We start from the raw sequence: 24311 nt of genomic DNA, 5'->3' as shown, positions 1-24311 counted from the left end.
TAGAAGCACTCCAAACAGCGCGCGGTCCACGCCTTTGGACCGCGCGATCCCGGCTTTCATGGTGCGGCCTCGGCTGCTACATCCGCCGCCATGAGAGACGCCGCCTCCCATGTCGATTCCGGGAAAACCCGTGTCGCCGCGATCTCGATCGCGGCGAGCGCCAGCATGGCCGCGGCGAAGTTCATCGTCGGCATCCTGATCGGCAGCCTCGCGCTCGTCTCCGAGGCCCTGCACAGCGCCGTCGACGTCGTCGCCACCGTGATCACCTGGATGGTGGTTCGGGTATCGGACCGGCCGGCCGACGACGAACATCATTACGGCCATGGCAAGCTGGAGAGCCTGTCCGCGCTCGGCGTCATCGCCCTGCTCTACGTGCTGGCCGGCGGCGTGCTGGTGGAATCCGTCAGCCGGCTGCGCGAGGCGGCGCCGCCGCCGTCGCTGTCGGCGATTCCGTTCGTGGTGCTGCTGGTCGACATCGCCGTCAACTTCTGGCGCGCCCGCGCGCTGCACCGCGCCGCGCACGAGACCCACAGCCAGGCGCTCGCCGCCGACGCGCTGCATTTCGCCTCCGACGTGCTCGGCTCGATTGCCGTCATCGCCGGCCTGGTCCTCACCGCGTTCGGATTCTGGTGGGGGGATTCCGCCGCCGCGGTCGCGGTCGCCCTGATGATCTCGGTGCTCGGCCTGCGGCTGGCGCGCTCCACCGTAGAAACACTGCTCGACCGTGCACCAGAGGGCGCGGCCGAAAAGGCGCGCGCCGCGATCCGTTCGATCAACGGCGTCGTCGATGTCGAGCGGCTGCGGGTCCGGCTCGTCGGCGCAACGCATTTTGTCGACGCCACGGTGCAGGTGCCGCGCACCTACCCGATCGACCGCGTGCACGAGATCAAGCGCGATGCGCAGGCCGCGGTCGATGCCAGCCTGTCTGGCGCCGACGTCACCTTCACGACGGTGCCGGTCGCGCTCAGCAACGAGAGCGTGCGCGAGCGCATCATGGTGATCGCGCGCAATTCCGGCCTCGCGATCCATCACGTCACCGTCCACGACGTCGGCGGCCGCCTGATCGTCGCGATCGACCTCGAGGTCGACGGCGACATGAGCCTGTTCGCGGCGCATGCGATCGCGCACGAGCTGGAACGCAGCATCCGCGACGAATTCGGCGCCGACGTCGAGGTCGACACCCATATCGAGCCGCTCGAGCCCGAGCTGCCGTTCGGCGTCGACGCGCCGGCGCAGCGGATCGCCGAGATCGCCGCCGCCCTGCAGCGTCTCGCCGCCGAGACCGACATGTACGACGTGCACAATGTCCGCGTCCGCAACACCGAGGCCGGCGAGATCGTCAACTTCCACTGCCGCGCGGCGCCGTCGATGAGCGTGCTGAAGGTGCACGACAATGTCGACCACATCGAGCGCGGGGTGCGTCGCGCCTTCCCGAGCGTCAAGCGCGTCATCAGTCACGCCGAGCCGCCGCACGGCTGAAGCCTGAACGTCATGCTGCGTTCCCGCTTCGGACTCACTCTGCCGGCTTTTCGCCATGGCAATTCCGCATTGGATAAGATTTATTAGCTTTTGCCAAATCGTTGACTCTCGACAGCCCGAGAAATCTGGATTCAAATCAACTTGATTCGGAAGCGGCTGGGGCTCTTTCGAAATTCGGGTATCCAAGAAGTTTCGGGGGTCTACAGCATGGCGCGTGCGCATGCCGCGAACGCGTGCGTCCAATCTTCTGATTCCATCAAGGGGTTGGCGCAATCGATCGCGAAACCGGCCTATCAAAGGCTGCTGACTGCTGAGCCGGTATTGCGTCGTGCTGTCCCTACTTTGATCATCGCCTTTCTCGTCACCATCTGTCTCGGCGCCTTCGTCCAGGTGCTCGACCAGAGCCGTCAGAAGCGCGGCGCGACCAAGCGCGACCTGGCCGCGATCTCCGACCTGCTCGCCGACCGTATCGGTCATCTGGCGACGCGCCCGGACCGCATCGCCCACATCGAGCATCTGCAGAGCCTGCTGCCCGACCTGATCCCCGCCTGGGGAGCGGCGGCCGGACGCCACGTGATCGTCACCGGCGCCGACCACCGCATCCTGGCCCGGGTTCCGGTCGACGCCGCGCTCGGCGAGAACGACCGCATCCTCGATCTGATCTCGACCGCGCAGCTCTTGGCCACGCCCGGCCTGCAGGGCGCGGTCACCGAGATCACCTTGCCGAACGGCCGTCCGGCCTTCGCGGTGTCGCAGTTGATCAAGGCGCTGCCCGGCCGCGTCGTCGTGATCCAGGAGAAGCTCGAGCCGATCTGGGGCTCGGACGCCGCGCTCTCGGTGACCCTGTCGGCGACGACGGGCTTCGTCGTGCTGATCCTGGGCTTCGCCTTCCACTGGCAGTCGACCCGCGCCCGCGAGGGCGACCTGATCAACGACGCCGTGCGCGGCCGCATCGACACCGCGCTCAATCGCGGCCGCTGCGGGCTGTGGGACTGGGACCTGTCGCGCGGGCGCATCTTCTGGTCGAACTCGATGTTCGCGATGCTCGGCCTGGAGAACCGCACCGACCTCCTCACCTTCGGCGAGGTCAACGCGCTGGTGAACTCGGACGACATCGACCTGTTCGAGATCGCCGACCAGCTCGTCGCCGGCGACATCCACCAGATCGACCAGAGCTTCCGGATGCGCCACACCGAGGGCCACTGGATCTGGCTGCGGGTTCGCTGCGAGCTCAGCCAGGGCACCTCAGATTCCGGCCTGCACCTGATCGGCATCGCGGTCGACGTCACCGAGCAGAAGAGCCTGGTCGAGAAGACCGTCGAGGCCGACCTGCGCCTGCGCGACGCGATCGAGACGATCTCGGAAGCCTTCGTGCTGTGGGACGCCAACAACCGGCTGGTGCTGTGCAACTCGCACTTCCAGAAGCTGCACAAGCTGCCGGACTCCGCCGTGATCCCCGGCACCTCCTATGAGACCGTCATCGAGGTCGGCAAGATGCCGGAGATCCGCACCCGGCTGCACGACCACAGCCAGCAGGCGCCGGGCGGCCGTACCTTCGAGGCGCAGCTCGACGACGGCAGCTGGCTGCACATCTCCGAGCGCCGCACCAAGGACGGCGGCTACGTCTCGGTCGGCACCGACATCACCCGCATCAAGGAGCACGAGCAGAAGCTCGTCGACAACGACCTGCGCCTGCGCGCCACGGTCATCGACTTGCAGCGCTCGCAGAGCGCGCTGGAACGCCAGGCGATCGAGCTCGCCGACCTCGCCGAGAAGTACTCGCAGGAAAAGACCCGCGCCGAGGAAGCCAACCAGACCAAGTCGAAATTCCTCGCCAATATGAGCCACGAGCTGCGCACGCCGCTCAACGCCATCATCGGCTTCTCCGAGATCATGGGCAGCGGCATGTTCGGCTCGCTCGGCTCGGAAAAGTACCAGGAGTACTGCCACGACATCCTGACCTCGGGTCAATATCTGCTCGAGGTGATCAACGACATCCTCGACATGTCGAAGATCGAGGCCGGCCGCATGAAGCTCGACATGGAGCCGCTCGACCTCGCCAAGACGCTGGCGGAATCGCTGCGCGTCGTCTCCGGTCGCGCCTTGGACAAGAGCCTCGTGCTCGACGCCGACATCGGAGGCAGCATCCCGGTCGTCGCCGACCGTCGCGCCACCAAGCAGATCATGGTCAACCTGCTGTCGAACGCGGTGAAGTTCACCCCCGAAGGCGGCCGTGTCACGATGCGGAGTCGCGTGTTCGAGGACAAGGTCGTGCTCATCATCGCCGACACCGGCATCGGCATCCCTGCGCATTCGCTGGCGCGCCTCGGCCGCCCGTTCGAGCAGGTCGAGAGCCAGATGACCAAGACTTATCACGGCTCCGGGCTCGGCCTCGCCATCGCCCGCTCGCTGGCCCAGTTGCACGGCGGCTCGATGCGGCTGCGCTCGCGGCTGGAGCACGGCACCGTCGTGCGCGTGACCCTGCCCCGCGACGCGTACAAGGCCACGGCGAGCATCTCGGTCGCGGCGTGAGCGCGGCGGCCGTACTGCCGTAGCGTGGGCACTTTGCCCACCCTACGGCAACATCATCAAATCGGATTCACATCTCAAAGAGATTGCACTTCAGGATCAGGCCCCACAGGCATGACAGCGCTTTCGCGTGACGGATGATGCCCGAGGCATGCGATCGGCTTGCCCTTCGGACATGCAACGCCGACGCAGGACGCAGGCGGATGACGGCATCATGACGTCGCTTCGTGCCTAGTCAGCAACATTGGCGGAACGCGGTATTGACGCACCTGCACGTCAGCAACTAAGGCAGTTGCTCCAAGATCTGGAGTACCGCGCGTGATCATTGCCTTCATCGTTGCCGCCTTCGCCTATCGCTTTGCCATGCTGGGCGTCTCGATCCGCAACGAAAAACGGCTGCGCGCCGACGGCGCAACCGAATACGGCGCATCCGTGTCGCGCTGGTTGGCCATCGCACATGTCGCATTCTATCTCGCCGCGACGGCCGAGGGCCTCGTCCGGGATGCGCCGCTCGACGCCGTCAGCATCATCGGGTTCGTGATCTATCTGTTCGGCGCGGTGATGCTGCTTGTGGTGTCGCAATTGCTCGGCCGCCTCTGGACCGTCAAGCTGATGCTCGCGCGCGACCACGCGCTGGTGACCCATCCGCTGTTCCGGATCGTGCGCCACCCGAACTACTTCCTCAACATCCTGCCCGAGCTGATCGGCTACGCGCTGACCCTGCACGCCTATCTCACGCTCGTGGCCGGCCTGATCATCTATGCCGTGCCACTGACCTTGCGGATCCGGCAGGAGGAGAAGATCATGCGGGAGCAATTTGCGGCCTACTGAGCGGAGCTCGCCGCTCCGCGAGTTCGCCGCGCGGACCGCAACTTTCACCAAGTCCGACGCTCGACGCCCGTGCAAGGGTTCGGTGACCGTCATCGTACCTAAGGGAGCATCGCGATGCTGAAGCGGATCTGGCACGGCTGGACCAGGGCGGCGGATGCCGATGCCTATGAGGACCTGCTGCGATCGACGATCTTTCCAGGGATCGTCGATCGGGCAATCGAGGGATTTCTGAGCATCGAGCTGCTGCGCAGGCCGCTCGAAGACGAGGTCGAATTCGTGACGATCATGACCTTCGCCGATCCGACGGCGGTGGTTCGCTTCGCGGGTCCGGCGCATGACACGGCGGTGGTGCCGCCCGCGGCGCGGAAGCTGCTCAGCCGCTATGACGGCCATGCCGGGCATTATGAGCTGAAGACCACGCGCCACGCGCAAGGTCAGGGTTCCGCGACCGCATGAGAGCCTGAAGTCTGCCGATGACGCCAGCGAGGTCGGTGACGACGCCGACCGTCGCCACGGCAGCAACCTGGATGGCGACGCTGCGCTCGCAATGACGAGAGGAGACAGTGTACGCCATCATGGCGAGCGCAGCGAAGCAAGCCTGGGCCATTGTTCACCGCCGGTGCTGAGGCGCTGCGCCAGCGGCAACTCCGCGGACGCGCGCCTCACGCCTGCAGGCTGGGCGCGACCTCGCGGGCGATCTGGACCAGCGCCGCGATCAGCGGGGTCATCGGGTCACGCTGCGGGATGACCAGGCCGATCTGGTAGTTGATGACGGGATCGACGATCGGGATCGAGCGCACCTTGTCGGCGAGGCCGAGCGTTTCGGCGAGCTTGGCCGGCATCACGCTGGCCCAGCGGCCGGTCTTGACATGGGTGTACAGCACCAGCAGCGAGTTCGACGTCAGCGTCGGCGTCACCTCGTTGCCGGCGGCCTTCAGAGCGCGGTCGATGATGCGGCGGTTCTGCATGTCCGGGGTCAGGAGGCACAGCGGCACCTGCCCGACCTCCTGCCAGGTCACCTGATCGCGATCGCCGAACATCGCGTCGGGCGCGGTCAGCAGCCGGTAGCTCTCGTTGTAGAGCGGGATGGTGCGGACGCGGCCGATCGGCTCGTTCTCGATGTAGGTCAGCCCGGCATCGACCTCCAGGTTCTCCAGCAGCCCCAGCACGTCGGCCGACGTGCACGACATGATGCGGAACCGGACCTCCGGATGCTTGGCGCGGAACGGCGTCGTCAGCGACGCCACCATGCCGAGCACCGTCGGCACCGCCGCGATCCGGATCTCGCCCGATAGCTTGTCCTTGAGCCCGTTGATCTCCTGGCGCATCGCGCGGAAGTCGCCGACGATGCGGCGCGCCCAGTCGAGCGTGCGCTCACCCTCCGGCGTAAAGCCCTGGAACCTGGAACCGCGCTGCACCAGCATGACGCCGAGGATCTCCTCGAGCTGCTTGATGCTGGTCGACATCGTCGGCTGGGTCACGCCGCAGGCCTCGGCCGCGCGGCCGAAATGACGCTCCTTGGCCAGCGCCAGCAGCAGTTCGAGCTTGTCAATCAAGAGGTCGGCCTTCCAGCGGTTGAAGGGCCCAGTTCCGCACGTTTTCGGCGGTGCGGGCCACGGAGAAACCTATCACGGCGCGGCGGGCCCGGACACGGTAAAACGCGGCCGCAAGCCGGTCGCGCGAGCGCCCGTTTTTCGTCAACTTGTAGCTATCTCACGATTGCGTTTCGCTATCGCAGCACGGGACTGCTTTATTGATATCTTGAGCAATTCCAATTTGGATGTGCGAAACGCTTGCAACGCAGAATCGGGATCAGGATGACGCCGGTGTACGAGACGTGGGAGGCGGCGCGCGGCGCCGAAATCATCGCCCAACATAGCGGGATGGAGGGAGCAACCTTGCCCATCCTCCATGCGTTGCAGGAGACGTTCGGCCACGTGCCGGAGGATGCCATTCCGATGATCGCATCCGCTCTGAACCTCTCGCGCGCCGAGGTTTACGGCGTGTTCACGTTCTACCATGATTTCCGGGCCAAGAAGGCCGGTCGTCACGTGCTGAAGCTGTGCCGCGCCGAGGCCTGCCAGGCCGCCGGCGGCGATGCGCTCGCGGCGCGTGCCGAAGCGAAGCTCGGCATCTCCATCGGCAACACCACGGCCGATGAGCGCGTCACGCTCGAGCCGATCTACTGTCTCGGCCTGTGCGCAACCGCGCCGTCGGCCATGCTCGATGGCCGCCTGGTCGGCCGGCTCGACGAAGCCCGGATCGATGCTCTCGTCTCGGAGGCCCAGCGATGAGCGTGCGTCTTTTTGTCCCGTGTGATGCCGGCGCGCTCGCCGTCGGCGCCGATGAGGTGGCGCAGGCGCTGCACAAGGCCGCGCTGGAGCGCAATGTCGATATCGAAATCGTCCGCAACGGCTCGCGTGGGTTGTACTGGCTCGAGCCGCTGGTCGAACTGGAGACGGCGCAGGGCCGGTTCGGCTTCGGACCGGTGACGGCAGACGACGTGCCGTCCCTGCTCGATGCGATCGTCGCCGACAAGCCGCACAAGCTCTCGCTCGGCCTGACCGAGGAGATCCCGTGGCTGAAGCGGCAGACCCGCCTCACCTTCGCCCGCTGCGGCATCATCGATCCGCTGTCGCTCGACGACTACCGCGCCCATGGCGGCTACAAGGGCCTGACCCGCGCCCTGACGCTGACGCCCGATGCTGTGATCTCCGAGGTCACGACCTCGGGCCTGCGCGGCCGCGGCGGCGCAGGCTTCCCGACCGGCATCAAATGGAAGACGGTGGCGCAGACCGCGGCCGACCGCAAATACGTCATCTGCAACGCCGACGAGGGCGACAGCGGCACCTTCGCCGACCGCATGCTGATGGAAGGCGATCCCTTCGTCCTGATCGAAGGCATGACCATCTGCGGCATCGCGGTGGGCGCCACCAAGGGCTACATCTACACGCGCTCGGAATATCCGCACGCGATCGCGACCATGACCAAGGCGATCGACATCGCCAGGAAGGCCGGCCTGCTCGGCAGCAACGTCGCGGGCTCGAACTACAATTTCGAGCTGGAGGTGCGCACCGGCGCCGGCGCCTATGTCTGCGGCGAAGAGACCGCGCTGATGGAGAGCCTCGAGGGCAAGCGCGGCATCGTCCGCGCCAAGCCGCCGCTGCCCGCCCATCATGGCCTGTTCGGCAAGCCGACCGTCGTCAACAACCTGTTGTCGTTCGCCGCCATCCCCTTCATCCTCGACGAGGGCGCCAAGGCCTATGCCGATTTCGGCATGGGCCGCTCGCGCGGCACGATGCCGATCCAGATCGCCGGCAACGTCAAGTTCGGCGGCCTGTTCGAGACCGCGTTCGGCATCACGCTGGGCGAGCTGGTCGACGACATCGGCGGCGGCACCTTCACCGGCCGCCCGGTCCGTGCGGTGCAGGTCGGAGGCCCGCTCGGCGCCTACTTCCCCCGCGCCCTGTTCGACACGCCGTTCGACTACGAGGCGTTCGCCGCCAAGGACGGCCTGATCGGCCATGGCGGCATCGTCGTGTTCGACGACAGCGTCGACATGTCGAAGCAGGCCCGCTTCGCGATGGAGTTCTGCGCCATCGAATCCTGCGGCAAGTGCACGCCGTGCCGTATCGGCTCGACGCGCGGCGCCGAGACCATCGACAAGATCCGCCGCGGCGAGCGCGTCGCCGAGAACATCGCCCTGGTCGAAGACCTCTGCGGCACTATGAAGCTCGGATCGCTCTGTGCACTCGGCGGCTTCACGCCCTACCCTGTGCTCTCGGCGCTGAAGCACTTCCGCGAAGATTTCGGCCCCCAGCAGCCGCGCTTGCAGGCTGCGGAATAAGATATCGGGAACAAGGACACCGACCATGTCGCTCATCCACGAAACCGATTACGGCACACCGCTCTCCAAGTCCGAAAAGATGGTCACGCTCACCATCGACGGCCAGAGCATCACCGTTCCCGAGGGCACCTCGATCATGCGCGCGGCCATGGAGGCCGGAACGCAGATCCCGAAGCTGTGCGCGACCGACATGGTCGACGCGTTCGGCTCGTGTCGCCTCTGCCTCGTCGAGGTCGAAGGCCGCGCCGGCACCCCGGCCTCCTGCACCACGCCGGTGGCCGCGGGCCTCGTCGTTCACACCCAGACCGAGCGGCTGAAGAAGCTGCGCAAGGGCGTGATGGAGCTCTACATCTCCGACCATCCGCTCGACTGTCTGACCTGCGCTGCCAATGGCGATTGCGAGCTGCAGGACATGGCCGGCGCCGTCGGCCTGCGCGACGTGCGCTACGGCTATCAGGGCGACAACCACGTGTTCGCCGACGCCTGCGGCGAAGCCAATCCGGCCTGGCTGCCCAAGGACGAGTCGAACCCCTATTTCACCTACGATCCCTCCAAGTGCATCGTCTGCTCGCGCTGCGTCCGCGCCTGCGAGGAAGTGCAAGGCACGTTCGCGCTGACCATCTCCGGCCGCGGCTTCGACAGCCGGGTGTCGCCGGGCATGAGCGAGAGCTTCCTCGGTTCGGAATGCGTGTCGTGCGGCGCTTGCGTACAGGCCTGCCCGACTGCGACCCTGACCGAGAAGAGCGTGATCGAGATCGGCCAGCCGGAGCATTCGGCGGTCACCACCTGCGCCTATTGCGGCGTCGGCTGCGCCTTCAAGGCGGAGATGCGCGGCGAGGAAGTCGTGCGCATGGTGCCGTACAAGGATGGCAAGGCCAATCGCGGCCATTCCTGCGTCAAGGGCCGCTTCGCCTATGGCTATGCGACCCACAAGGAACGCATCCTCAAGCCGATGATCCGCGAGACCATCGACCAGCCCTGGCGCGAGGTCTCCTATGACGAGGCCTTCAAGTTCGCCGCCGACAAGCTGCGCGGCATCCAGGCCAAATACGGCCGCGACTCGATCGGCGGCATCACCTCGTCCCGCTGCACCAACGAAGAAACCTATCTGGTGCAGAAGCTGATCCGCGCCGGCTTCGGCAACAACAATGTCGACACCTGCGCCCGCGTCTGCCACTCGCCGACCGGCTACGGCCTTGCCACCACCTTCGGCACCTCCGCCGGCACGCAGGACTTCGACTCGGTCGAGGACAGCGACGTCATCATGGTGATCGGCGCCAACCCGACCGATGCGCATCCGGTGTTCGGCTCGCGCATGAAGAAGCGGCTGCGTCAGGGCGCCAAGCTGATCGTCGTCGATCCGCGCAAGATCGACCTCGTGAAGTCGGCGCACGTCAAGGCCGACTATCATCTGCCGCTGCTGCCCGGCACCAATGTCGCGATCCTGACTGCGCTGGCCCATGTGATCGTCACCGAAGGCCTCGTCAACGAGACCTTCGTGCGCGAGCGCTGCGACTGGAGCGAGTTCCAGGACTGGGCCGAGTTCGTCGCGCTGGAGAAGAACAGCCCCGAGGCGATCGCCAGCATTTCCGGCGTGGACCCGGAAGCGATCCGCGGCGCGGCCCGGCTCTACGCCAAGGGCGGCAACGGCGCGATCTACTACGGCCTCGGCGTGACCGAGCACAGCCAGGGCTCGACCACGGTGATCGCGATCGCCAACCTCGCGATGGCGACCGGCAATATCGGCCGCCGCGGCGTCGGCGTGAACCCGCTGCGCGGCCAGAACAACGTGCAGGGCTCGTGCGACATGGGCTCGTTCCCGCATGAGCTGCCGGGCTACCGCCACATCTCGGGCGACGCGGTGCGCGACCAGTTCGAGGCGATGTGGAACGTCAAGCTCAACCCTGAGCCGGGCCTGCGCATCCCGAACATGTTCGACTCCGCGATCGAAGGCACCTTCATGGGCCTCTACGTGCAGGGCGAGGACATCCTGCAGTCGGATCCCAACACCACGCATGTGGTGCAGGCGCTGTCGTCGATGGAATGCGTCATCGTGCAGGACCTGTTCCTGAACGAGACCGCCAACTACGCCCACGTGTTCCTGCCGGGCTCGACCTTCCTCGAGAAGGACGGCACCTTCACCAACGCCGAGCGCCGCATCCAGCGGGTGCGCAAGGTGATGACCCCGCTCAACGGCATGGCCGACTGGGAGGTGACGATCGGTCTCGCCAAGGCGATGGGCTTCGAGATGAAGTACAATCACCCGTCCGAGATCATGGACGAGATCGCGGCGCTGACGCCGACCTTCGCCGGCGTCTCCTATCAGAAGCTCGAGGAGATGGGATCGGTGCAGTGGCCCTGCAACGAGAAGAATCCCGAGGGTTCGCCGATCATGCATGTCGACGGCTTCGTCCGCGGCAAGGGCAAGTTCGTGGTCACGGAGTATGTCGCGACCGACGAGCGCACCGGCCCGCGCTTCCCGCTCCTGCTCACCACGGGGCGCATCCTGTCGCAGTACAATGTCGGCGCCCAGACGCGGCGCACCGAGAACGTGGTGTGGCATGGCGAGGACGTGCTGGAGATCCATCCGCACGATGCCGAGCAGCGCGGCATCCGCGACGGCGACTGGGTGCGGCTGACCAGCCGCGCCGGCGAGACCACGCTGCACGCGCTGATCTCCGAGCGCGTCGCCCCCGGCGTGGTCTACACCACCTTCCACCATCCGCTGACCCAGGCCAACGTCATCACCACGGACTATTCGGACTGGGCCACCAACTGTCCGGAGTACAAGGTCACGGCAGTGCAGGTGTCGCAGTCCAACGGACCGTCGGACTGGCAGAAAGCCTATGACGAGCAGGCCCGCAACTCGCGCCGCATCGCCCCGGTCGTGGAGGCAGCGGAGTAGCATGACCGATGCAGTGCGCATCGCGGATCGTCTGGTCTGGCGCGACGGAGCCCTCACCGAGGGCCACCGCCGCGTGCCGGAGGAGACCGCGGTCGCACTGACCTACAATGGCGGCACCCAGGCCGTCATGATGGCGACGCCGCAAGACCTCCGCGACTTCGCCATCGGCTTCAGCCTGAACGAAGGTCTCGTCACGAGCCGAGACGACATCATCTCTCTCGACGTCGTCGAGCTGGATGACGGCATCGAGCTCAGGATGTGGCTGCCCGACGCGCAGGCCGAACGCTTGGCCGAGCGCCGCCGCAACATCGCCGGCCCCACCGGCTGCGGCCTGTGCGGCATCGATTCGATCAGCGAAGCGGTGCGGCCGGCGGCGCATGTCCCGGACGGCCGGCGTTTCGCTCCGTGCGACGTCATGGCGGCGCTTGAGGCCATCGAGCCGCTGCAGAAGCTCAATCACGAGACCCGCGCGGTGCATGCCGCGGCGTTCTGGACTCCCGCGCGCGGCATCGTCGGCTTGCGCGAGGATGTCGGCCGCCACAACGCGCTCGACAAGCTCGCTGGCCACCTCGCGCAAACGCGCTGTGCGGCGAGCGAGGGCATCGTGATCCTGACGAGCCGCGTCTCGGTCGAACTGGTGCAGAAGGCTGCTGCCATGGGCGCACCCATCATGGTCGCGGTCTCCGCCCCGACCGCGCTCGCCATTCGCATGGCCGACGCCGCCGGCATCACGCTGATTGCGGTGGCCCGCAACGACGGCTTCGAAATCTTCACCCATCCCGAACGGATCGTCGCGAGCGCCGAGACCGGCGCGCGATCAACACAGACGGACAATACCCATGTCGCATAACCCCTCCGAGCGCCTCGTCTACATGGCCAACCAGATCGGCAAGTTCTTCCAGAGCCAGGGGCAGGAGAAGGAGGTCGCCGGCGTCGCCGAGCACATCAAGAAGTTCTGGGATCCGCGCATGCTCAAGACGATCTATGCGCACCACGACGCCGGCGGCGCGGGCCTCGACCCGGCGGTGAAGGAAGCGATCGGCCGGCTGAAAGATGCCGCGGTCGCCAAGGAAAAGGCATAGGCGGCCGGCCTACCGCGCGGTTGGTCAGGTCATCCCTCCACCAGTGCGGTGAACACGCGCCGCACTTCGGTCTGCGTTTCGCGCAGCCGCGCCTCGAGCGCCGAGAAATCCGGCGCGTCGCCCGCCCGGGCCATCACCCGCAGCAGGTCCTCGCCGGCCTGATCCGGCTTGAACTTGTCGCTGACGCACAGCCGCACGATCTGTGTCAGATCGTGATAGAGCCGCGCAGCCTGACGCAGGATCACGGCTTCAGCGCGCGGCAGCACGCCGAGCCGCTCGGCATTGTCGAGCACCGCAAGCGTGCTGACATCGAGAATCTCCGGCGTCGTCGCGGCATGGACGAGCTGCAGATATTGCGCGACGAAGTCGATGTCGACCATGCCGCCGGCGGCGTGTTTGAGGTCCCACAGATCGGCCTCGCCCTTCTCGGCCGCGATCGCGCGGCGCATGTCGGCGACGTCGCGCGCGATCGCGCTCCTGTCGCGCGGACGCTGCAGCGCGGCCTGGATGATCTCCTCGATCCGGGCCCGAAACGCCGGCGACGCCGAGATCACCCGCGCCCGCGTCAGCGCCATGTGCTCCCAGGTCCACGCCTCCTGCTCCTGGTAATGCGCAAAGGAGTCGATGTGCGAGGCCAGCGGGCCGGCGCGGCCCGACGGCCGCAGCCGCATGTCGATATCGTAGAGCACGCCGTAATTGGTGCGCGAGGTGAAGGCCGAGATCAGCCGCTGGGTGAAGCGCGCGAAGTAGTGCGCGCCCTGCAGCGAGCGCTCGCCGTCGGAATCCGGCGCATCGCCGTCGAAGTCGTAGAGCAGGATCAGGTCGAGATCGGACGAAGCCGTCATTTCGCGCGCGCCGAGCCGCCCCATCGCGACGATCGCGGTCTCCTGGCCCTTGATGCGGCCGTGCTGGGCGGCGAAGCGCTCCGTCACGAGATCATGCACGGTGTGCACGATGCCCTCGGCGACGTCGGCGAAGGCGGTGCCGGCCTGCTGCGCCGACACCGTGCCGGAGAGGATGCGCGTGCCGATCAGGAACAGGCTCTCCTGGCCGAACAGCCTGAGACGATCGAGAAACTCCTCATAGGTCCCGGCATCCTGCAGCGTCGATGCCAGCCGCTCTGACAATTCGCGTCGGTCGGGGATCGCGCCGAAGAAGCGCGGATCGATCAGGCCGTCCATCAGCCGCGGCTGCCGCGCCAGCATGTCGCCGAGCCGGGGCGCCGCCCCGAGCACGAGCGCGACGAGCGCCACGAGATCGCGGTTCTGCCCGAGCAGGGTGATCAGGCGGCCGCCGAGTTGCAGCGCCTGCAGGAAGCGGTCGAAGGCCACGACGGCGCGATCCGGCTCGTCGGCATGCGCGAGGCCATCGATCAGCGCGGGCAGGAAATCGGTGAACGCGGTGCGCGTCGCATCCGTGCGGAACACACGGTACTCGCCCGCCAGCCATTGCTGCAGGGTCTTGGCGACCATCACCGGATCGCGGAAGCCCAATCCGGCAAGATGCTCCATCAGGCGCGGCTCGTCGGGACCGGCGCCGTAGTTCACCGCCGGCAGGCTGACGGTGCCGGTGGGATCGCCCTCGAACAGCCTGGCGTAATGTCCCTGCACGACGTCCAGATGGAACAGCAGATCGGTCGCGAACCGCTCGCGGCTGTCGTAGCCGAAGAAGCTTGCGAAGCGGCTCACGCCCTCGACATCGTCGGGCAGGCTGTGGATCTGCTCGTCCGCCATCATCTGCAGCCGGTGCTCGACCCTGCGCAGGAACTCATAAGCCGTGGTGAGTTCGTCGCGCGCCTGCTCCGTGATCCACTTGCTGGCGGTGAGCACGTCGAGCGCCTGCAAAGTCGGACGGACGCGCAGCTCGGGATGACGGCCGCCGGCGATCAACTGCTGAGTCTGGGCAAAGAACTCGATCTCGCGGATGCCGCCGCGCCCGACCTTGACGTTGTGGCCTTCGACCGCGATCTCGCTGTGGCCGCGATAGACCTGCATCTGCCGCTTCATGTCGTGGACGTCGGTCAGCGCCTGGAAGTCGAGATGCTTGCGCCATACGAACGGCGACAGCTCCGCCAGCATCGCCTCGCCCGCGACGACGTCGCCGGCACAGACCCGCGCCTTGATCATCGCGGCGCGTTCCCAGGTGCGGCCCTCGCGCTCGTAGTAATGCAGCGCTGCCTCGGTCGACATCGCCACCTGCGTCGAGGCCGGATCCGGCCGCAGCCGGAGATCGACGCGGAACACATAGCCGTCCGCGGTGCGGCTCTGCAGCAGCCGCGCCATCGCTTGCGTCACGCGGACGAAGAACGGCTGCGGCTCGATGTCGCGCGCCAGCGAGTTGATCTCGGGATCGAAGAACACGATCAGGTCGATGTCGCTCGAATAGTTGAGCTCGCCCGCCCCCATCTTGCCCATCGCGAGCACGAACAGGCCGCTGCCCTGCTCCGGATCGTCGGCATCGACGGGCGCGAGCCGGCCGCGCACCGTCTCCAGGCGCAGCAGATACCGCAGCGCCATCTGCACCGAGGACACCGCGACGTCGGTCAGCCCCGCCGTCACCTGCATAACCGGCCAGACGCCGCCGATGTCGCACAGCGCGATCAAGAGCGCCGCCTCGGATTTCAGCCGCCGCAGCAGGCTCATCACCTCGGCTTCGCTGGAAGCGGCAAACACCTCGCGCCCGGTGCGGGCGATCAGCTCGGCGAGATGCGCCTGCGGCTCGCTGCGCAAGAGACGGTCCAGGCGATGGCCGTCGGCGCGGACGAGATCGAACAGATAGGGCGAGCACTCGGCAATCCCGAGCAGGATGGTTCGCGGCCAGCCGTCGGCGAGCAGCTGGTGGAGCGAGGCGGCCAAGGACGGCTCGAGCTCGGCGAGCCACTCGTGGAGGCGCTGTTCGGCTTTGTCGGGCGCACGGACATGTGGGCCGGCAACGAAACGTTCGGCCAGCATCTGCCCGTCCGCGTTTCCCGGCGCGGATGAGATCATGCGGCCTTCTGTGGCACATCCTGCGCCGGCGCCGCAAGCTTCGCGGGCACGCCGGCACCAGCCGGCAGCACCAGCGTCGCGATCAGCCCCGGCCTGGCATCGGCGAGCCGGAGCTCGCCGCCATGCAGGGTCGCGACGGCGGACGCCAAGCTGAGACCGAGGCCGGAACCGGGCAAAGTGCGGCTCGCCTCCAGCCGCACGAAACGCTCGACGGCGCGCTTGCGCTCGGCCTCGGGAATGCCCTCGCCATGATCGGTCACGCTGAGCAGCACCTGTCCGCCCTCGCGCCGCGCCTCGATCAGGATTTCGCGGCTATCAGCGGCGGCGGCGGCATCGAGCGGCAGCGCCGCCGGCTTGCCGTATTTGATCGCGTTCTCGACGAGATTGGCGAGCGCCTGGCTGATCAGCTCGCGATTGCCATGCACCGGCGCGGCCGCGGCCTTGACCCGCAAGGTCATCTCATTGTCCTCGGCCAGCGGCTCGTACAATTCGTGGATGCCGCCGGCGACCTCGGCCGCATCGAACTCGACCATGTCGCCGCGCGCCTGCCCGGACTCCGCCCGCGCGATCATCAAGAGCGCGTTGAAGGTGCGGATCAGGCCGTCGGATTCCTCGATCGTGCGCTCCAGCGCGGCGCGATATTCGTCCTCGGAGCGCGACTTCGCCAGCGCCTCCTCGGCGCGGTTGCGCAACCGCGTCAGCGGCGTCTTGAGATCATGCGCGATGTTGTCGGAGACCTCCTTGAGGCCGGTCATCAGCGCCTCGATGCGCTCCAGCATCGCGTTGAGATTTTCCGCCAGGCGATCGAGCTCGTCGCCGCTGCGCCCGACCGGCAGACGGCCGGAGAGATCGCCATCCATGATCCGCCGCGTCGTGCCGGTCATGGCATCGATCCGGTGCAGCACGCGCCGCGCGACAAAGATGCCGCCGCCGATGCCGAGCACCACCACCACCAGTACCGACCATTGCGCCGCCTTGGCGACGATGCCGAACAGGCGGCGGCGCTCCTCGAGATCGCGGCCGATCAAAAGCCGAAAACCGCTGGAGAGCTGCGTGACATACACCAGCGCGCGATGGCTGTGCTCGGTGCTGTCGTCGAGCCGCCGGTAGAACGTCTCCGACCAGCCGGACGAGCCCATCACGCCCGGCGCCAGCGAGCCGACATTGCCGGCGATCGCCTGCCCGGTCGGCGTGGTGATGAGATAGAGATTGGCGCCCGGCCGCAGCGCGCGGCTCTCGATCGCGCCGACGATTCCGCGCAGGCCCCAGCGGGCGAAGATGTCGGTCATCTCGCTGATCTCGGAGGTGACCGTGGTCGAGATCTGCTCGGTGATGAGCCGGCGGGTGTTCCAGGCGAAATAACCGAGCAGCGAGGCGGCGAACAGCGCAAACAACAGCAGATAGACCAGCGTCAGCCGGAACGCCGTGGTGCGGATCAGCTTACCGAAGGCCGTCACGGATCATGTACCCCGCGCCGCGGATGGTGTGGAGCAGCGGGCGGTCGAACCCCTTGTCGATCTTGGAGCGCAGCCGCGAGATGTGGACGTCGATCACGTTGGTCTGCGGATCGAAATGATAGTCCCAGACGTTCTCCAGCAGCATCGTGCGCGTCACCACCTGCCCGGCATGCTTCATGAGATATTCGAGCAGGCGGAACTCGCGCGGCTGCAGCGTCAGCTCATCCTTGCCACGCGCGACCCGGTGCGACAGGCGATCGAGCTCGAGATCGCCGACCTTGTAGGTGGTCTCCTCGGCCGGGCCGCCGTGGCGGCGCGACAGCACCTCGACGCGGGCGAGCAGCTCGGCGAAGGCATAGGGCTTCGGCAGATAATCGTCGCCGCCGGCGCGCAGGCCCTTGATGCGGTCATCGACCTGGCCGAGCGCCGACAGAATGAGCACGGGCGTCCGGTTGCCCTTGTCACGCAGCGCGCCGATCAGCGACAGGCCGTCGCGCTTGGGCAGCATGCGGTCGACCACCAGCACGTCGTAATCCCCGCTGTCGGCCATGGCGAGCCCCTCCTCGCCGTCGCTGGCGAGGTCTGCGACATGTCCGACCTCGCGGAACGCCTTGACCAGATAGTCGGCGGACTCGCGGTCGTCTTCGATGATCAGGAGGCGCATTGCGGAAACGGGGGCGGCGGTCACGGTTCGATGTCCATCTACATGGACCGGCCGCCGTTTCCGTGCAAGGCGGCATGGGCCCGGGGTTGATCGGCAGCAAAGTGGGCGGTGAGGCTGGGGGACCTCACCGCCCGAGTTCCTTCCGACGGAGGGGGGCGTTGTCCAACGGAAGGTTTGCGGGAGCGGAACTTCAAGCCCGCCCCCAGGAAGAGCCACCGGCGCGGGGGCACATGCCGGCGGTCTCCCATCTCGTAAGGGCCTTCTCGTGAGGGCCTTGGCCCTCGCTCAGCCCTTGGCCAGCGGCACCGCGACGAAGCGCGACTGCCCGCCGCTCTTCACACGCATCAGCACGCTGTTCTTGTTGTCGGCCTTGGCGGCGTTGATCGCTTCGCGCACGTCACCGGCGGAGGTCACCGACTTGCCCGCGACCTCCAGGATGACGTCGCCTTCCTTGAAGCCGCGATCGGCGGCCGCGCTCTTCGGATCGACCTCGGTGACGACGACGCCGTCCTTGCCAGCGCCGGCGACGCTCGACGCGGGCGCCACGGTCATGCCGAGCTTCGGCACGTCGGCGCCGCGGGTCGGGCTCGAATTGTCGCCGCCGGTGTCGGCCTTGGCCTCGATCGTGTTCGGCAGCTTGCCGAGCGTCAGGTTGATGGTCTTGTCCTCGCCCTTGTGCAGGACGTTGAGCTTGACCGAGGCGCCCGGCGCGATGCCGCCGATGGTGCGGGCGAGCTCACGCGCGTCCTTCACCGGCTCGCCGTTGACCGCGGTGATGACGTCGCCGGACTGGATGCCCGCCTTCGCCGCCGGACCGTTGGCCTGGGGCTCGGCGACCAGCGCGCCCTCGGCCTTCTTCATGCCGAGGCTGTCGGCGATGTCCTGCGTCACCGGCTGGATCTGCACGCCGATCCAGCCGCGGCTGACCGAGCCGTTGTCCTTGAGCTGCGCCACCACGCTCTTCACCGTCGAGGCGGGGATCGAGAACGCGATGCCGACGCTGCCGCCGGAGGGCGAGTAGATCGCGGTGTTGACGCCGACGACGTTGCCGTCGACATCGAACGCCGGACCGCCGGAGTTGCCCTTGTTCACGGGCGCGTCGATCTGGATGAAATCGTCATACGGGCCGTTGCCGATGTCGCGGCCGACCGCCGAGACGATGCCGGCCGTCACCGTGCCGCCGAGGCCGAACGGGTTGCCGACCGCCAGCACCCAGTCGCCGATCCGCGGCTTGCCGTCGGCGAGCTTGGCGAACGGGAAGTTCGTGCCGCCCTCGACCTTGATCAGCGCCAGATCCGTGCGCGGGTCGGTGCCGATCACCTTGGCGCTGTAGGTCTTGCCGTCGTCGGTCGTCACCTCGACCTTGTTGGCGCCGTCGACCACGTGGTTGTTGGTCACGGCATAGCCGTCGGCGGAGATGAAGAAGCCGGAGCCCTGCCCGGTCACGGCGCGGCCACCACCGCGGCCGCCGCGACCCGGCATGCCGGGAATGCCGTTCTCACCGCCGAAGCGGCGGAAGAAGCGCTCCATCGGCGAGCCCGGCTGGAACGGCGTATCGTCGTCGCTGTCGTCCTTGGCGACCTTCTCCGCGATGTTGACCTTGACCGAAATCACCGACGGCTTCACCCGCTCCACGATGTCGGCGAAGCCGACCGGGCGCGCGACCTTGCTGACCTCGTTGGCGACCTGCGCATGCGCCGAGGTCGAGAACAGGTCGAGCGGCGCCCCCTGCGGCGACAGGCCATAGGCGGCGACGCCGAGGCCCGCGACGACGGAGGCCATCAGCGCGAACTTGCGCGCCGAGAACAGGCCGCGCCGGGGCTGGCGATAGGATGGAAGGGAGGACAGGTCGGTCGGACGGTCAGTCATACGGTTTTCTCCGCAAGCGATTTTGATCAAGGTCTAAAACTTGGGTCCCGGGCTGTGCGCCCCGTTCGCCAGTGAAGATGGGGGCTGCCGCCTTACGGCGTGCTGGCTGCGGCGTTAAACTTCTGTAATGGATGGACACGAACACTGCGGCGGAATGGCGCAGATGGTGGAGCGAGGCGGAAAAGCCTTGCGAGACCAAGCGCTTGCCCACGTCCCGGCCGCCCCGTAGCGGCCATCATTTTGGCCGGTCCGACCAAAGTCGTAACCCCGTAGGGCGGGTTGGCCGCAGGCGTAACCCGCCGCCTTTCCAACAGCCCCCGATCCAGCCGCCGCCCATCCGCCCGCACCGGAGCCAGCCTCCGGCGGATGACGCTTTCGCTCATCCGCCCTACCCGTCCGGTGCGCTCGCAATGACGCCCGGAGCAACTATCCTGATCCACACTATCAAACAGCATGTGGAGAAAGCTAACCGCGCGTCGAGCCTCCACATCCTCGCGACGCATCCCGCGCCCGAGTCATGCCCTTCAAACTCGCACCCTCACAGCGAGGGCACAGGGAAGGCCGGGCGCTGGCCGCGCCCGTGGCCCGCCTGCGGAAAAAATGCAGGCGGCAGGTACCACAGGTCTGGCCGAACACGCCCGGCCTTCCCTGTGCGATGGTGTTAACGCTTATACGTGATCTCCCCGGGGACCGGCTTCTTGACCCCGTCACCGGCGGATCATCGCCGCCGACTTGGCCGCAGCATCGGGCGACCAGGACCACACGATTTCACGTCCACGTTCCGCCGTTCGTCGGCGAGGCCAAGCCCCGCTGCGGCCGCCCGCGTCCATCGCATTCCGCATCCGACGTCCGTGACGATCGCGATACGCCCCCTCGGTGGAACGGAACGGGTGGAGGATAAGGGTGATTTGGGGTGAGAGGCAAGAGGATTTTTGATTTTCGGAATAAGGCCGCCCATTTTACGACCCCACGATTTGGCTAATAGGAAGGGCCACAACGAAACTCGGGAAACGATCAGCCGTAATCCCTATAAATTTTTGGGATTGCAACTTCAGGCAACACCCCGCTCCGAATGAACTCTGATACTCTAGCTTGCGATTCAATTCGCCAGTCATTGCATTGCTGTCAGGCATCTCCAATCAGCTTGACGACGCCGCGAAGCGAGCGCCCCAACAGTGATACGCAATCTCACATTATGGGTCGGAGCTTCTGCTGTACGTGTGGGAAGACTATGGGTGCCTACTCGCAACACTGAAACGGTGCTGGCGAGGTACACCAAGCAAACTTTCTGTCTCACTGGCCACGAGCAGTTCCCATATTGTTTTCTAGGCTCCGCAACGGCAGTTCGATGGCACGACAAGTACTTTCTTTTATGGTGTCGCCACCAAACGAAAGATTACGCACCTGATGATGTCACGATCCCAATCGAGGACGGAAAGATACTTGTGTCGGGATCGCGCCTTCTTTTCGTAAGCACCGATAGCAGCAGTATTGACGAAGATTTCAACGATCTACAGGCAATGGAGTTCGCGCCTGAAAACTATCAATCTCCAAATCTTGAATCGGCATTCTTTCCAATCCAGGAGAGCGATGCGTGGAACGGAAATTCCGACACTCAATTCTACCTGTTTGGTTATCCTACGGAGTGCCGAAGCGTTGACTACGAGATCCCGCATGTACATCTAAAACAGGTAGTCACCACCGGAAACTACATCGGAGCGAGCCATGCCCGGCATGTGCATCGTATAAAGATCACAGGCAAGACGCCTTTTTCTCAGGACGGCTTGAGTGGCGGTCCCATCTATCATATCGCACGAGACAGGAATTCCTACTTCGTAGGACTTGCTGGAATAATGATACGCGGTGGAAATCAGCACGTTTACTTCATCGACGTCCGGTTTATTTTGTCGCTTCTCCGATCGGCTTGGCCAGCATGATCAGGAGCAAGCACAGCCGGACGAACGTTGCGACACCAAGGTTTATCTCTGAAGCTCGTGTGTTCCCGGATCGCGCCATGTATTTTCAGCCGCAGGTGTGACGCGAGCAGCCGCCACAAACTCCACCGTCGTCCCCGCGAACGCGGGGACCCATAATCCGCGGCGGTCCTTGCTTAGAACGACTGGTCCCACATCTCGCCAACGACATCTTCCTGTGGTTATGGGTCCCGGATCGGCGCGTGCTGCGCACGCTTGTCCGGGACGACAGCGGAGCGCTTGGTGACGGCTCGCCCATCGACGATCCGAAGGGCGGCTTAGCCGAAGGCGTAAGCCGCCGCGTTAGTGGTCGGGTGGCGATGGCGGATTACGCTGCGCTAATCCGCCCTACTCGTCCGACGCCGGAGCTAAACACCGTGCTCCCATCACGCGGCCTGCAACGACCCCAGGAACCTACTCACCTCCCGCTTCAACCGTCCGCTCTCCGCCGACAGCGACCGTGCTGCCGTCAGCACCTGCGACGATGCCGAGCCTGTCTCCGAGGCGCCGCGCTGCACGTCGTCGATGTTGCGGGAGACGCGCTGGGTGCCGTTGGCGGCGTGCTGGACGTTGCGGGAGATCTCTTGCGTCGCGGCGCCCTGCTCTTCGACGGCGGCGGAGACGGCCGCTGCGATCTCCGACAGGCGGCCGATGGTGCTGCCGATCTCCTTGATCGAGCCGACCGACTCCTCGGTGGCGGCCTGGATGCCGGAGACCTGCTGGGCGATCTCGCCGGTGGCTTTCGCCGTCTGCTCGGCCAGCGCCTTGACCTCGGCGGCGACCACCGCGAAGCCGCGGCCGGCCTCGCCGGCGCGCGCCGCCTCGATGGTGGCGTTGAGCGCCAAGAGGTTGGTCTGGCCGGCGATGCTCGAGATCAGCTCGAGCACGTCGCCGATGCGGGTGGCGGCCTTCGACAGGGTGCCGACGCGCTCATTGGTGCGGTTGGCCTGCGCCACCGCCTCGCCGGCGATGCGGGCGGATTCCTGCACCTGGCGGGAGATCTCGCTGACCGAGGACGACAGCTCCTCGGCGGCGGAGGCCACCGTCTGCACGTTGGACGAGGCCTCCTGCGAGGCGGCGGCGACCTCGGTCGACAAATCCTGGCCGCGCGCGGCGGTGCTGGTGAGCGTCCCGGCGGAGGCTTCGAGCTCGCTCGAGGCGTGCGACACCGCATCGACGATCTCGCCGACGGCCTGCTCGAACTGGCGGGCGAGCTTCGCCATGTCGTCCCGGCGCTGCTGCTCCTGCCGCGCTTCGGCGTCGGCATGCTCGGCGCGCAGACGCTCGGTCTCGGCCATGTTGTCCTTGAACACCTGGATCGCCGTCGCCATGGCGCCGATCTCGTCGCGGGCGCCGCGGCCGGGAATTTCGACGGCGACGTCGCCGCTCGCGAGCCGCCCCATCGCCCGCGTCATCGACGCCAGCGGGCCGACGATGCTGCGCGCGATCAGGACCGCGACGAGGCAGCCGAACAGGATGGCGGCGGCGCCGACCAGCATCTGCAGCGAGATGGTGCTGTCGATGGCGCCCTCGGCGCGCGCGCGAGAAGCGTGATAGTCGGCATTCACGCCCGTTTCGGCGGCCTTGAGCGTGTCGATGCTCCGGGCGATCAGCGGCTCGATCGCGTTGGCGTAGATGTCCTCGGACTTCAGCGCCGCGGCGGCGGTGGCCTCGAACGCGGTCTTGTTGAGCTCCAGCGAGGCCTTCACCGGCGCGATCGCGGCCAGCACGCCCGCCGGCGGCGACGCGCCCTCCAGCGTGGCGAGCCGCTGCTCGACATTGTCGACGCCGGCGCGGAAGGCGGAGGCGGACTTGGTGTCGCGCAGCGCCAGGAAGCGCCAGGTCGCGATGCGGACGAGCTGCAGGCGGGCGTCGATGTCGGCGACCGCAGTCATGACCTCCGGTTCTTTCGAGATGCGCGCCGCGATCGACAGCTTGGCGGCCTTGGCGGCGAGGTCCTCGCCGCCCGGCAGCAGCGCGGCGCGGCCGCTCTTCACCTGCTTGACGGCCTCGCTGAGCGCGGCGCGCTGGGTCTGCATCTGCGCGATCTCGCCGGTGAGATCGCCATAGAGCCTGCGCCGCTCCGCGGACAGCGGGCCGGCGGTGGCCGCCTCCAGCAGCGCCGTCGCCGCCGCCTCGCGCTCGGCCGCCTCCTTGAGCGCCGGCTCGTTGGCGTCGTGGATGTAGCGCAGGTTGGCGCGCTGGATCGCCTGCAAATGGTTGGAGATCTGCAGGATGCGCGCGGTCGCGTCCGACAGCGCCGACATGCTCGCGACCTGGTCGCGCACGGCCCACAGGTTCCACACCGCCACGGCCGCCATCACGGCACCGGCGACGATGAGCGCCGCAAAGCCGGCGTAGAGACGCCCCCTGATCTTCAAGCTCATCATGTCCTCGTCCGCTCCCCCAAGAGCGGCAGGCGGGCGAACTGACGTCGCCAGGCGCCTGCCCCGCAGCATCGGCCGCCTGGCTGGCGACTCACAGCTATGCTGTATGCACGATGGGGGATATTTACTAATAGCGGGTTAGACGGCCGCGGCTCGCAGCTGCCGGTGTGACGCGAGCGGCCTCCACCAACTCCGATGTCGTCCCTGCGAACGCAGGGACCCATACTCCGCGGCGGTTGTCGTGAAACAAGACTGGTCCGACATCCCGCACAACAGCATCTCCCTGTGGCTATGGGTCCCT

Annotated in this window: 17 protein-coding genes; 10 read left to right on the top strand and 7 right to left on the bottom strand. The window is 66.7% G+C overall.

Annotated elements, in window-relative coordinates; translation table 11 throughout:
• Positions 1 to 56: 56 nt before the first annotated feature.
• Complete coding sequence (locus tag ACQR0W_RS33080) at positions 57 to 185, bottom strand: hypothetical protein (RefSeq protein ID WP_315716165.1); 129 nt, start codon at positions 183 to 185, stop codon at positions 57 to 59.
• On the opposite strand from ACQR0W_RS33080, the gene ACQR0W_RS33075 reads away from it, so the two are divergent.
• From ACQR0W_RS33075 to ACQR0W_RS33060, 4 genes are all read left to right on the top strand, one after another.
• Positions 166 to 1479, top strand: a complete 1314-nt coding sequence (locus ACQR0W_RS33075; protein WP_316171127.1) for a cation diffusion facilitator family transporter — start codon at positions 166 to 168, stop codon at positions 1477 to 1479. The two genes, ACQR0W_RS33080 and ACQR0W_RS33075, sit on opposite strands and share 20 nt — an antisense overlap.
• Before the next feature lie 207 nt (positions 1480 to 1686).
• On the top strand, positions 1687 to 4011 hold the full coding sequence (locus tag ACQR0W_RS33070) for a sensor histidine kinase (RefSeq protein ID WP_315753037.1): 2325 nt from the start codon (positions 1687 to 1689) through the stop codon (positions 4009 to 4011).
• A 315-nt stretch (positions 4012 to 4326) separates the two neighbouring features.
• Positions 4327 to 4839 (top strand): isoprenylcysteine carboxyl methyltransferase family protein, encoded by a 513-nt coding sequence (locus ACQR0W_RS33065; protein WP_315828280.1) that lies wholly within the window; start codon positions 4327 to 4329, stop codon positions 4837 to 4839.
• Between the two features lie 114 nt (positions 4840 to 4953).
• Positions 4954 to 5295: an antibiotic biosynthesis monooxygenase gene (locus ACQR0W_RS33060; RefSeq protein ID WP_316171128.1), complete on the top strand. Its 342-nt coding sequence runs from the start codon at positions 4954 to 4956 to the stop codon at positions 5293 to 5295.
• A gap of 206 nt (positions 5296 to 5501) precedes the next feature.
• On the opposite strand, the gene ACQR0W_RS33055 is transcribed toward ACQR0W_RS33060, so the two are convergent.
• The gene (locus tag ACQR0W_RS33055) at positions 5502 to 6395 is read right to left on the bottom strand and encodes a LysR family transcriptional regulator (RefSeq protein WP_315716160.1); all 894 of its coding nucleotides are present in this window, start codon (positions 6393 to 6395) and stop codon (positions 5502 to 5504) included.
• Positions 6396 to 6656: 261 nt separating this feature from the next.
• Here ACQR0W_RS33055 and ACQR0W_RS33050 point away from each other — a divergent pair, with 261 nt between their 5' ends.
• The 5 genes from ACQR0W_RS33050 to ACQR0W_RS33030 are packed head-to-tail and all read left to right on the top strand — an operon-like array spanning position 6657 to position 12673.
• Positions 6657 to 7133, top strand: a complete 477-nt coding sequence (locus tag ACQR0W_RS33050; RefSeq protein WP_316171189.1) for a formate dehydrogenase subunit gamma — start codon at positions 6657 to 6659, stop codon at positions 7131 to 7133.
• Positions 7130 to 8686: a formate dehydrogenase beta subunit gene (locus ACQR0W_RS33045; protein ID WP_316171129.1), complete on the top strand. Its 1557-nt coding sequence runs from the start codon at positions 7130 to 7132 to the stop codon at positions 8684 to 8686. The genes ACQR0W_RS33050 and ACQR0W_RS33045 overlap by 4 nt, the downstream gene beginning before the upstream one ends.
• Positions 8687 to 8711: 25 nt before the next feature.
• A complete protein-coding gene (gene fdhF, locus ACQR0W_RS33040) occupies positions 8712 to 11591 on the top strand; it encodes a formate dehydrogenase subunit alpha (RefSeq protein WP_315768112.1) in 2880 nt (959 codons plus the stop codon).
• Between the two features lies 1 nt (position 11592).
• Positions 11593 to 12441, top strand: a complete 849-nt coding sequence (fdhD, locus tag ACQR0W_RS33035; RefSeq protein ID WP_316171130.1) for a formate dehydrogenase accessory sulfurtransferase FdhD — start codon at positions 11593 to 11595, stop codon at positions 12439 to 12441.
• The gene (locus tag ACQR0W_RS33030) at positions 12431 to 12673 is read left to right on the top strand and encodes a formate dehydrogenase subunit delta (RefSeq protein ID WP_315716156.1); all 243 of its coding nucleotides are present in this window, start codon (positions 12431 to 12433) and stop codon (positions 12671 to 12673) included. Before fdhD ends, ACQR0W_RS33030 begins: the two co-directional genes overlap by 11 nt.
• A gap of 29 nt (positions 12674 to 12702) precedes the next feature.
• Here the strand turns inward: ACQR0W_RS33030 and ACQR0W_RS33025 are convergent, their stop codons facing one another.
• The 4 genes from ACQR0W_RS33025 to ACQR0W_RS33010 form a co-directional block, all read right to left on the bottom strand.
• The gene (locus tag ACQR0W_RS33025) at positions 12703 to 15660 is read right to left on the bottom strand and encodes a bifunctional [glutamine synthetase] adenylyltransferase/[glutamine synthetase]-adenylyl-L-tyrosine phosphorylase (RefSeq protein WP_316171131.1); all 2958 of its coding nucleotides are present in this window, start codon (positions 15658 to 15660) and stop codon (positions 12703 to 12705) included.
• A complete protein-coding gene (locus ACQR0W_RS33020) occupies positions 15657 to 17117 on the bottom strand; it encodes a sensor histidine kinase (RefSeq protein WP_315716154.1) in 1461 nt (486 codons plus the stop codon). The genes ACQR0W_RS33025 and ACQR0W_RS33020 overlap by 4 nt, the downstream gene beginning before the upstream one ends.
• A complete protein-coding gene (locus tag ACQR0W_RS33015; protein ID WP_315716199.1) occupies positions 17101 to 17781 on the bottom strand; it encodes a response regulator transcription factor in 681 nt (226 codons plus the stop codon). The genes ACQR0W_RS33020 and ACQR0W_RS33015 overlap by 17 nt, the downstream gene beginning before the upstream one ends.
• Before the next feature lie 285 nt (positions 17782 to 18066).
• Positions 18067 to 19650, bottom strand: coding sequence for a Do family serine endopeptidase (locus tag ACQR0W_RS33010; RefSeq protein WP_316171132.1), 1584 nt, complete (start codon positions 19648 to 19650; stop codon positions 18067 to 18069).
• 1235 nt (positions 19651 to 20885) lie between these two features.
• Between ACQR0W_RS33010 and ACQR0W_RS33005 the strand changes: the two genes are divergently transcribed.
• Positions 20886 to 21587, top strand: coding sequence for a hypothetical protein (locus ACQR0W_RS33005; protein WP_315753047.1), 702 nt, complete (start codon positions 20886 to 20888; stop codon positions 21585 to 21587).
• Between the two features lie 422 nt (positions 21588 to 22009).
• Here the strand turns inward: ACQR0W_RS33005 and ACQR0W_RS33000 are convergent, their stop codons facing one another.
• Positions 22010 to 24013, bottom strand: a complete 2004-nt coding sequence (locus tag ACQR0W_RS33000; RefSeq protein ID WP_316171133.1) for a methyl-accepting chemotaxis protein — start codon at positions 24011 to 24013, stop codon at positions 22010 to 22012.
• Between the last annotated feature and the right edge of the window lie 298 nt (positions 24014 to 24311).

Origin of the sequence: Bradyrhizobium sp. HKCCYLRH1034 (assembly GCF_051168375.1) — a bacterium.
GTDB lineage: Bacteria > Pseudomonadota > Alphaproteobacteria > Rhizobiales > Xanthobacteraceae > Bradyrhizobium.
The sequence above is the reverse complement of the archived record's forward strand: the minus strand, read 5'-3'. Positions and strand labels throughout refer to the sequence as shown.

Bases quoted from the DNA above. Each gene is read 5' to 3' on its own strand.
- fdhD (WP_316171130.1), top strand. From the start codon at position 11,593: ATGACCGATGCAGTGCGCATCGCGGATCGTCTGGTCTGGCGCGACGGA.
- ACQR0W_RS33030 (WP_315716156.1), top strand. From the start codon at position 12,431: ATGTCGCATAACCCCTCCGAGCGCCTCGTCTACATGGCCAACCAGATC.
- ACQR0W_RS33025 (WP_316171131.1), bottom strand. From the start codon at position 15,660: ATGATCTCATCCGCGCCGGGAAACGCGGACGGGCAGATGCTGGCCGAA.
- ACQR0W_RS33010 (WP_316171132.1), bottom strand. From the start codon at position 19,650: ATGACTGACCGTCCGACCGACCTGTCCTCCCTTCCATCCTATCGCCAG.
- ACQR0W_RS33075 (WP_316171127.1), top strand. From the start codon at position 166: ATGGCCGCGGCGAAGTTCATCGTCGGCATCCTGATCGGCAGCCTCGCG.
- fdhF (WP_315768112.1), top strand. From the start codon at position 8,712: ATGTCGCTCATCCACGAAACCGATTACGGCACACCGCTCTCCAAGTCC.
- ACQR0W_RS33070 (WP_315753037.1), top strand. From the start codon at position 1,687: ATGGCGCGTGCGCATGCCGCGAACGCGTGCGTCCAATCTTCTGATTCC.
- ACQR0W_RS33015 (WP_315716199.1), bottom strand. From the start codon at position 17,781: ATGCGCCTCCTGATCATCGAAGACGACCGCGAGTCCGCCGACTATCTG.
- ACQR0W_RS33050 (WP_316171189.1), top strand. From the start codon at position 6,657: ATGACGCCGGTGTACGAGACGTGGGAGGCGGCGCGCGGCGCCGAAATC.
- ACQR0W_RS33000 (WP_316171133.1), bottom strand. From the start codon at position 24,013: ATGATGAGCTTGAAGATCAGGGGGCGTCTCTACGCCGGCTTTGCGGCG.
- ACQR0W_RS33060 (WP_316171128.1), top strand. From the start codon at position 4,954: ATGCTGAAGCGGATCTGGCACGGCTGGACCAGGGCGGCGGATGCCGAT.
- ACQR0W_RS33045 (WP_316171129.1), top strand. From the start codon at position 7,130: ATGAGCGTGCGTCTTTTTGTCCCGTGTGATGCCGGCGCGCTCGCCGTC.
- ACQR0W_RS33080 (WP_315716165.1), bottom strand. From the start codon at position 185: ATGAACTTCGCCGCGGCCATGCTGGCGCTCGCCGCGATCGAGATCGCG.